Genomic DNA, 8578 nt, shown 5'->3' on the forward strand with positions numbered 1-8578 from the left:
TTGATAAACCAATGGCTGCTCCGCCCCGGCTCTCAAAAAGCTCGGCGGAGCAGCGCATGGTGCCGACATTCTCAGAAGTCTGCAGCTCGTCCACGATGAGCTGGTCGGGGCTTGCCTCGTGAGCGTGAGCGTTCTGCGGGAAGCCCCGGAAGATGCCCAACGTCGTGGCGGCTTGCACGCAACATAGGTCGAATAGCTGGCAGCATGCTAGCTTGGGCCAAAGTGGTTTCTGGAGGGATATCAAACAGATGAGACGTCAAAGCGGTGCGATTCTGGCGATCGTCGGCGTTCTCGGATCCGCGAATATCGCGGGGGCGGAGACGGTAGAGGAAATCGCCGGACGGCAGGTGTTTCACCGCTGCCAGGCTTGTCATTCAGTTGATCAAGGCAAGCTCGGCTTCGGGCCGAATTTGCATGGGATTGTGGGGCGCCCAGCCGCGTCGCTCCCTACATTCGTTTATTCCGACGGCTTGAAGTCATCCGGGCTGGTCTGGAATGAGGAAACGCTAAGGAAGTGGATCTCGGACAATACGAAGCTCGTTCCGGGAACGCGGATGCGACACGTCGCCATTACCGACAGGGCGGAGCAAGATTATCTTCTCGCTTACCTCAAGGCGCAGTCCGACAACATGGGACCGGCTCAGGCGCAGGTTCTTCTTGATCGCGCTGTCAGCTTTGTTGAGCGCGAAGGACCGCAGCGCGCTTTCGTCGCCTTCAATGATCGGGCTAATGGTGGGTTCGTTGCTCGGGAACTTTATGTATTTGTCTTCGACATGAAGGGCCGATACATGGCCTCGGGTGCAAATCCTGCCCTTACCGGCACGGATGCTCTTGCAATGAAAGACGCAGAAGGCAAGGAATTGGTCCGTGAAATGATCAATATTGCCCAGTCAGCAGGGTCAGGCGAGGTGGATTACGTTTGGCTCAACCGTGCCGAAAACAAGGTGGAGCACAAGCGCTCGTTCATCCGCCGTGTGGGTGATTACATCGTAGGTGTCGGCTACTACCTCAACTGATGTTATCTGCTCGCAAGCCTGCGTCAGACGCAGCTCGCCACAAAATTAGCCGATCCGATGATTGGCTCGGCGTCACTACGCCGACTAAGCCCGGGCTTGAGCTAACATGCATTCGCCCAATCCGTTCAAATAGAGCGGTTTGCGACATCAAGACGATCTGGCGCAGCATCTCAATAGATGCACGCCTTTGTCAGGTATTTGCGCAAATGGCTGAATAGGCCGGAGCCATACCTATCCTAGTATTGAAACGAAACACGCGACTTAATCTGCGAGAGCCCTGAGACGATGAAAACGCTGAAGACGATCCTGGGCGGTGCCGCCCTTCTCCTCGCGGCCGCGACAGGCACAGCACTAGCGCATGGTGACATGGCCCCCCAGCCAGTCGACACCAAAGACTTGCCAAAACTCGGCGAGGCATGGCTTCCCGAAAATCCCTATCGCAGCAATCCGAAAGCCATCGAGATCGGCGCTGCGGCCTTCAATCAGAACTGCGCTCGCTGCCATGGTCTCGGAGCGGTCTCGGGTGGCATTGCCCCGGACTTGCGCTACCTGCCAACCGGCCTCGATGGCGATGAGTGGTTCTTGACGCGCATTCGCGGTGGCTCGACTCGCGATGGCCGCGTCTATATGCCGAAATTTGAGGGCATCCTCAGCCAGGAAGCCATGTGGAGCATCCGGGCATGGCTGGAGACGGTCCACGAGGAGTAGTCGAAGCTGCTCTGCGTCGCTCGCGCACGAAATCCTTACGTATTTTCAGAGAGATGACCATGCCTCCGATTGTCGGCGCGCCTCCTGCCTTGGGTTCGAGACGCGCCGCCGGACGTTTGTAGGCCACATCGCTTGCCACCTCACACCAGCGCTGCCGGAGAAGGGAAACTTCAGTTCACGCTCGATCAATGTCGGTGAGTTTTTCGTTGTTCAGACAGCGGCTGAACCGGTAAAGGAGCGCTGAACGGTGTGCGGTAGCAGGAAGTATTTGTATCGATATGCGCCCGCACGAAGAGCACATGCCCTCGTTGGAAATGCCGAAGTCGAGGCAGCAACAATCGATTGAAAAAGCACTTATCTCAAAAAAGAAGCCGCATCCATCAGGCTCGACCTGATCGAATGCGGCTGCAACTACGCCTTCATCAAACTGGGTAAACCTAGTGCGCCGCCATCGTTTCGGATGGATTCGGCTCGAGGCGCGTGAGCGGACGCGTCTCGATGTAGGAACGAATGGCCCAGATCAGTTCTTGCCCCAGCACCGGCTCCCAAGCGGGCATATGAACGACGCCAACAATGGTTTTTCCCTTGCGAACGCTGTTGCTGAAGAAAAGGTCGTTGTCTGCAATGCACTTCGCCTTGATTTCGGGGGTCTTGATGCGTCTGCAGGCGACATCCATGCGGCGAAGATCGGGCGCCGGATGCCCGGTTGCGTTCGCTTCCGGTCCGTGGCAGCGAGCGCAAGTTTGAGCGAATGCCTGTCCACCGATCTCGATCGCGGCAGCGTTGCCGCGGTACGGGTTCACGCGCCGCCACTCGATGCCCAACGCCGTGAGCTGTGATGCGTCCACGCTAGGCCGGTTGGCCGCCTCCTCGGCGCGAACTGGAGCCAGTGCCGCTAGGAGTGAGAAGCCGATGATAAGCAATCGCCTCATTTCCAATCCTCCGGACACCCCCTGCAGCCCTCGAAAAAGGACTCAGGAAAAATGGTGAAGCGTCGGTAAGAGCCGGTCAAATCCGCGTCCTTGAAGTTCACCGTGAAGAACTTCGTTTCCTGCAAATTGGCATCGACCAACTTGGCACCGACGAACCAGGCGAAATTGGTCCGAGCCGCCTCCAGATTGGCTGCCGTCAGATCGGCGCCCGAAAAATCGGCGCGAAACAGGCGGGCGAATTCCAGATCCGCACCGACGAGCCGCGCATTGCGAAACGTCGCGGTGGGCGCGGTAACCTTGCTCATACGGGCTGCCGTCAGATCGGCATTGTCGAAGTTTGCGCCCGCAATGTTGGCTCCGCGCAGATCCGCCCGCGCAAGCTTTGCTCCCGAAAAATCGGCGCCAGCGAGGTTCTTGCCCGAAAGATCGGCGTGTCGCAGATCTACCCCTTGGCACTGTGCATGAGGCCACATTCCGCAGCCGTTTTTTATGAGGGATTCTTCGTCGGTATCGTCGGCATACACCGACACCGACGAAGCTGCGGTAAGCAGGCTCCCCAGCGCGATGCCAGCCAAAGACCAGCGCAGTTTTTTGTTCGGAAATCGAAAGGTCATGCTTTCCTCGTGTCGGACGCCAAGTTCGGGGACGACCGACTGACGGTTGCGGGAAGCGCGGAAGGCATGCCTCCGCGCCATGCATCTGAGGTTAGCCGGCAATGAGACGCCGCCGGGGACTGTCCGGGCGGCGTCTAGGCCGGGTCGGGCCTTTCAGCGATGCGCGATTACTTGCTCGCCTGCTTTCCGAAATTGGCGAGCTTGAACACCCACATGGAGCCGCCCTGCGTCACCTGCTTCGTCAGCTCGGCCATGTCGCCGCCCCAGAGCGGAACCGCGCCGCCATAGCCGGACTGAATGCCGAGATATTGCTCGCCGTCCATTTCCCAGGTGATCGGGATGGAGACGACGCCCGAGCCGGTCTGGAACTTCCAGAGTTCCTTGCCGTTTTTCGTGTCGAACGCCTTGACGTAACCATCGGACGTTCCGGTGAAAAGAAGCCCGCCGCCAGTCGTCAGCGTTCCGCCCCAAAGCGGGAATTTCTCCTTGTGTTCCCACGCGATCTTGCCAGTCTTCGGATCGATGGCGCGCAAGATTCCGACATGATCGTCGTAGACGCGCTTGATGCGGAAGCCCTGGCCCAAATACGCCGCACCAGCCTTATAGGTCAGATGCTCGGTCCAGTAGTCCATAGCCCAATGGTTTGCCGGGATGTAGAACAGACCGGTCTGCGGGCTGTAGGACATCGGCATCCAGTTGGTGCCGCCAAGGAAGGGCGGTGAGACGTAGATACTGTCGCCCTTCTGCGCGTCGCCCTTTGGCAGCGGTGGGCGATTGTCCTTTTCAATCGGACGGCCCGTCTTGAGATCGAAGCCGGAAGCCCAGGTGATGCCGTCGACGAACGGCCAGGCGCCAATCAAGGCCGTCGGCTTGTTCGGGTAGCCGGCGCCGGTTGCCAGTTTCTCGCGGTCCGTGACGAAGAAGAAGCCGTTGCGGTCGGCGTGAGCCGAGGCCTTCACCGTTTTGCCGTTCGCGTCCTGATAGTCGAACAGGATGATGGAGTTGTTGCCGGAGAAGTCCCAGGCGTCGTTCGGCGTGTGCTGGAAGAAGCCCTTGAGTTCACCCGTCGAGGCGTCGACATAGGCTTGGCCCGAGGTAAACAGACTGTCCCAGTTCTTCGGATCGTCGCCTTCCTTGGTGCGCTTCCATGTGTTCCACGGAGCCGGGTTGCCCGCGCCGATCACAATGGTGTTGGTGTCAACATCGAAGCTGGCCGTCTGCCACGGAGCGCCGCCGCCGTGATTCCATGCCTCAACGAGATTGCCGTCCTTGTCGCGCGGCCAGGAGGGCGCTTTCGGATCGCCGGTTGGGGTCGATTCCTTGCCGCCGAGACGTCCAACGTGTCCCTCGACCAACGGACGGGCCCACACTTCTTCGCCCGTATCGGGATCGCGGGCGAACAGCCAGCCGACAACGCCGAATTCGTCACCCGAAGACCCATGGATAAGCAGCACCTTGCCGCTCTTCTGGTCCTTCACGATGAAGGGAGCACCGGTCATGGTGTAGCCGACCGTGTGATCGCCGAACTTCTTCTTCCAGACGAGCTTGCCGGTGTCCTTGTTCAGCGCCACGATGCCAGCATCGAGCGTGCCGAAGAAAACCTTGTCGCCGTAGATAGCCGGACCGCGATTGACGACATCGCAGCACGGGCGGATATCATCAGGCAGTCGATAGTTGTATTCCCATAGCCGCTTGCCGGTCTTCGCGTCGACAGCAAATATACGCGAGTAGGACGCGGTGATATAGATCACCCCGTCATGAACCAGCGCCTGGCCTTCCTGTCCGCGCTGCTTCTCGCCACCGAATGAAAAGCTCCACACCGGGATAAGGGCGCCGATATTATCTGGGGTGATCTTGTCCAGTTTGCTAAAGCGCTGGGCCTTGAGGCCGAGACCGTAGCTCAGGACATCGCCCGGCGTTTTGTCGTCGTTAGCGATATCTTCCCATGTCACCGGACCGGCCAAGGCAGGCCCGCTCACGGCAAGGGCGGCGAGTAAGCCCGCAACCGCCACAGCGGATTTAAAATGAGGCAATTTCATGCAGTGAGTCTCCTGGTCGTTTCACTATCCAAACGCAGTGGGGCTGCGGGGCGAGAAGCAGCGCTCGCGCCCTACAAAAATGAACGCCGATGCAAGACTGCCGATGTTGTGATGACCGGCGTCCCTCCCCAATTTTCTTATTTCCCTTCACTTGATGTGAAGGCTGCTAAACTCTATGGCGACTGTATAGTCGCTGATATTGCCCAAAGGTCGAAGATCTTCGTCCTTTTGGTGAAAAGGCTACGAAATTTACAGGCGGGCGCGACCAATGTTCAACGTCAGCGCTTGTAGGTGACAGGTTCTGCCTGCGGCGCGGACCAAACCGGAAGGATGAGGCGCAGCCAGCCGCGCGTTTCCTCGGTCTCGTAGTTTTCCGTCCAGACATCATGCGTCACGTAGGTTTGCAGTGTGAACTTGCCGAAGTCGTAGCCAACGAGACCGCCCAGCGCGAACTGAGACTGCTTCTTGTCTGTGTAGAAAGTGCCGCTCGTATCCCACGAGCCGAAGCCGACGAGGCCCACCTGCCACTTATCGATGGTCTTGACCGCAGTCAGGTCGAGGTTGACATAGTCGGGATGTGTCCTGACGCCGGTATTTTCATCCTCGCCGGTCAGACCAACGATGACATGAGCAGTCAGGTTCCAGTTATTACCGGTGTAGCTCAACGCCGAACGGCTGTTGAACACCCACATGTTCTGACCTAGTTCGTTGTCGACAGGGCCGTAAGCGCCGACGAAGGTGCTGAATCCCCAGTTCCCGCCGAGATCCCACGCGATGCCCGCCGTGAAGAACGGATTGTAGACGTCAAAATGATCAGTATCGTTGGGCAGGCTGTAGCCCACGAACGGCACGGCTGCATAGGCCTCGATGCGGCCGCCTGCCACCTGCCATGGCGTCGACCACGCCAGCACGGGAATATTCACACCGAGCGTGGCATCCTCGCCCACTGCTCGAAAACCGCCAACACTTCCGGTGTTTAGAAAGTATACCCCCTCCGGCAGCGGTGCGCCTAGCGCGAGACCTACTGTTTCGCCCGGCTGCGTTATCGAACCGGCCTGCGCCTCAAAAGCGCCTGCCCCTAGCGCCGCAACCGCGGCTGCCGCTATCCTCAGCTTCATTCCCTCTGCCCTCTTCAATAATCGTCCTGAGATGCCCGACCCGCACTGGCTATTGAAACTATAGAAAAAAACGATACGCACTCCTGAAACAAACCACCGCGTAACAGATCGAAAAAATCGTTTGGAGGATCGCTATTGAAACATTATTAGTCAACGGGGTCGCGCAGAAAGTTCGAGCTTAGCCTGCGCATTTGCGAACTAGCGAAACCAGAAAGACACACGTTGGAGTCGATCTAGATAGCAACCGTGGATTGAGTTGGATTTGGACGAAACACCGCGAGCGGTTGCATTCACGGCGCGAAGCTCTAGCCGAAAGGCTACATGACGGCGTTCAACGATCTGGCTTAGAACGAATTTCCCGTTGCGCTTTGGGCAAAACAATAGGCGCAACTCGGAGAAAAAAAGCAGCGACTGGGCAGTCGTCCGCGCCCTGCGGAAGTGCGGGCCGGGCCGGGGGAAAGCAATGGGTGGGCATTTTCGAGCACCGCGTCGAGCGCGGGCTTTGTTGGTTCGCGGCTGGGCGTGTTTGTTCCTGCTCTGTACGTCTTGCGCGATGATTTTCGCGACGGCGCGCGCCGAGGCCGAGGGCAGCGCATCATCAGTTGGTAGCAAGGAAGAGATCGAGTTCAAGTTCTACCGCTGGAAGGAAGATTACTCCTGGCTGGCAAAAAAGGACGAGTCGCTAACCGGCTACGAGCAGCTCAAATACATGCCGCTGTTCGGCTCGCCTGAAAACTACATCAGCTTCGGCGGTGAGATCCGCTACCGACTCGACACCTTCGCTCCCTATCTGTTCGATCTGAACGCCCGACAGAAAGACTTCGCCTCCAATCAGGAGCGGATCATGCTCCACACGGATGTACATCTCTCGAAGAACTTCCGTGCCTTCATGCAGGTGGATGCATCGACTGAGGATGGCCGCGTTACCACGCGCGCCTACGATCAGAGCGGTCTCGACCTCAGGCAGGGCTTCGCGGACTTCATCCTGCCGTCCGCCGACGATGGTACGCTGACAATCAGGCTTGGTCGCCAGGAGCTCTGGCTGGGCCCGACGCGGTGGCTCGCTGTGCGCGACCCGACCAATATTCGCCGCACTTTCGACGGTGCGCTCGTGGAATATATAAACGGCGGCCTTACGGTCAGGGCTTTCGACGCAAAACCCGTGATCATCGACAAGGGCTGGTTCGACGATACGACATCAGAGGTCGAGACGTTCAAGGGCATCTACGCGATCGCCAAAAAGCCCCTCGGCGCGCCCTTCACGGTTGAAACATACTTGATGGACCGCGAACAGGAGAGTGCGCGCTATGCCCGAGGCACTGCGCGCGAAGAACGATGGACGCTCGGCTCGCGCGTGTCGGGCGACATCGGGCCGGTGAAATACGCGGTCGAAGGCGCCTATCAGTTCGGCACATTCGGCACCGCCGACATCTCCGCCTTCGGCTTCAACAGCGACATCAGCAGCGGCGTCGGAAGCCTCGTCGGCATTCCGAAGGAATCGGAAATCAAGCCGCGGCTCGGCTTCCGCACCCATTACGGCACCGGCGATAGAAACCTCAATGACGGAACCTTTCGCACCTTCGCAGCGCCTTACCCTGCCGCAAGCGAGATCGCGGAAATGTCGCTCATCGGCCTTTCGAACGCGATCAACATCTCGCCCTACCTACAGTTTCAGCTTCCGCACGATATCTTCATCGAAGTGAACTGGAACTGGGTCTGGAAGGATACCGTCGCCGATTCCGCCTATGGGCCGCCGGGCACCATATTAACTGCCGGATCTACCGCCCGTGGCGTTGCCGAGATAGCGGAACTGCAACTCGAATGGGATGTGAATACCTTCATCAAGGTCGAGGCGGTCTTCGCGCACGTCTTCGCGGGCGATTACATCAGCGCGGCCAAAGGCACGGATGGTGCGAGAGGTTCAGACTTCGACTACGGACGCGCTCAGGTCATGGTTCGGTTTTGAGGTGATGTCGCCGCTGCATCGGGCGGCGCCAATATAAAATGCTGGCCCGGGGGGAATGCGGGCCGATGGTTCTTTCGTCGCGACGCCAGCGCTTCTTTTAGGTCAAGCAAATTTGACTTGGCTTAAAGGCGCATGCGCCGCGCTGGATCCTAACTGCCTGTCAGGAACTGTCCTGTCAGCGTCAC

General features: G+C 58.6%; 7 protein-coding genes. 3 read left to right on the plus strand and 4 right to left on the minus strand.

The genetic code is table 11. The annotated features are described in order from the left end of the window. Positions 1 to 248 precede the first annotated feature (248 nt). Together T281_RS14600 and pedF are read left to right on the plus strand one after the other, a co-directional pair. Positions 249 to 1016 (plus strand): cache domain-containing protein, encoded by a 768-nt coding sequence (locus T281_RS14600; RefSeq protein WP_037240894.1) that lies wholly within the window; start codon positions 249 to 251, stop codon positions 1014 to 1016. Positions 1017 to 1301: 285 nt separating this feature from the next. After that, positions 1302 to 1724: a cytochrome c-550 PedF gene (gene pedF / locus T281_RS14605; protein ID WP_037240896.1), complete on the plus strand. Its 423-nt coding sequence runs from the start codon at positions 1302 to 1304 to the stop codon at positions 1722 to 1724. A gap of 437 nt (positions 1725 to 2161) precedes the next feature. Here pedF and T281_RS14610 read toward each other — a convergent pair whose 3' ends face one another. The 4 genes from T281_RS14610 to T281_RS14625 form a co-directional block, all read right to left on the minus strand. Then, positions 2162 to 2656, minus strand: a complete 495-nt coding sequence (locus tag T281_RS14610) for a c-type cytochrome (protein WP_037240899.1) — start codon at positions 2654 to 2656, stop codon at positions 2162 to 2164. Beyond that, positions 2653 to 3270 carry a pentapeptide repeat-containing protein gene (locus T281_RS14615; protein ID WP_052037538.1) on the minus strand — a complete coding sequence of 206 codons (618 nt, stop codon included), beginning with the start codon at positions 3268 to 3270 and terminating at the stop codon, positions 2653 to 2655. Before T281_RS14615 ends, T281_RS14610 begins: the two co-directional genes overlap by 4 nt. Before the next feature lie 167 nt (positions 3271 to 3437). Then, entirely contained in the window at positions 3438 to 5309 is a 1872-nt protein-coding gene (locus T281_RS14620; RefSeq protein WP_037240902.1) for a methanol/ethanol family PQQ-dependent dehydrogenase, read from the minus strand. Positions 5310 to 5587: 278 nt separating this feature from the next. Beyond that, complete coding sequence (locus T281_RS14625; protein ID WP_037240905.1) at positions 5588 to 6427, minus strand: transporter; 840 nt, start codon at positions 6425 to 6427, stop codon at positions 5588 to 5590. Between the two features lie 553 nt (positions 6428 to 6980). Between T281_RS14625 and T281_RS14630 the strand changes: the two genes are divergently transcribed. Continuing rightward, positions 6981 to 8393 (plus strand): alginate export family protein, encoded by a 1413-nt coding sequence (locus tag T281_RS14630; protein ID WP_037240907.1) that lies wholly within the window; start codon positions 6981 to 6983, stop codon positions 8391 to 8393. The last annotated feature ends 185 nt before the right edge of the window (positions 8394 to 8578 follow it).

It is taken from the genome of Rhodomicrobium udaipurense JA643 (assembly GCF_000636015.1).
GTDB classification, from domain to species: domain Bacteria; phylum Pseudomonadota; class Alphaproteobacteria; order Rhizobiales; family Rhodomicrobiaceae; genus Rhodomicrobium; species Rhodomicrobium udaipurense.